Source organism: Delftia acidovorans NBRC 14950 (assembly GCF_001598795.1).
Taxonomy (GTDB): domain Bacteria; phylum Pseudomonadota; class Gammaproteobacteria; order Burkholderiales; family Burkholderiaceae_C; genus Comamonas; species Comamonas acidovorans.
Map to the genome: position 1 here is coordinate 1 of NZ_BCZP01000077.1, position 1060 is coordinate 1060.

Genomic DNA, 1060 nt, shown 5'->3' on the forward strand with positions numbered 1-1060 from the left:
AAGTTCGGCGGCGAAGCCAAGGCTTACGACCAGATCGACGCAGCACCTGAAGAAAAGGCTCGCGGCATCACGATCAACACCGCCCACGTCGAGTACGAAACGGCCGGTCGCCACTACGCTCACGTTGACTGCCCCGGCCACGCCGACTACGTCAAGAACATGATCACCGGCGCTGCTCAGATGGACGGCGCCATCCTGGTGTGCTCGGCCGCTGACGGCCCCATGCCCCAGACCCGCGAGCACATCCTGCTGGCCCGTCAGGTGGGCGTGCCCTACATCATCGTGTTCCTGAACAAGTGCGACATGGTGGACGACGAAGAGCTGCTGGAACTGGTCGAAATGGAAGTGCGCGAGCTGCTTGCCAAGTACGACTTCCCCGGCGACGACACCCCCATCATCCGCGGCTCGGCCAAGCTGGCCCTGGAAGGCGACCAGTCCGACAAGGGCGAACCTGCCATCCTGCGCCTGGCTGAAGCACTGGACTCCTACATCCCCACGCCCGAGCGCGCTGTGGACGGCGCCTTTGCAATGCCCGTGGAAGACGTGTTCTCGATCTCTGGCCGTGGCACCGTGGTGACTGGCCGTATCGAGCGCGGCATCATCAAGGTCGGCGAAGAAATCGAAATCGTCGGTATCCGCGACACCCAGAAGACCATCGTCACCGGCGTGGAAATGTTCCGCAAGCTGCTGGACCAAGGTCAAGCTGGCGACAACGTGGGTCTGCTGCTGCGCGGCACCAAGCGTGAAGACGTGGAACGCGGCCAAGTGCTGTGCAAGCCCGGCTCCATCAAGCCCCACACCCACTTCACGGCTGAGGTGTACGTGCTGTCCAAGGACGAAGGTGGTCGCCACACTCCGTTCTTCAACAACTACCGTCCCCAGTTCTATTTCCGTACGACCGACGTGACCGGCTCCATCGAGCTGCCCGCCGACAAGGAAATGGTGATGCCTGGCGACAACGTGTCGATCACCGTCAAGCTGATCGCCCCCATCGCCATGGAAGAAGGTCTGCGCTTCGCTATCCGCGAAGGTGGCCGTACCGTGGGCGCTGGCGTGGTTG

Annotated in this window: 1 protein-coding gene; it reads left to right on the forward strand. The window is 62.6% G+C overall.

What is annotated here, in order from left to right; genetic code table 11:
- Positions 1–1060, forward strand: a 1060-nt coding sequence (gene tuf, locus DA1_RS29315) for an elongation factor Tu (RefSeq protein WP_062794207.1), incomplete at both ends; no start/stop codon positions are given.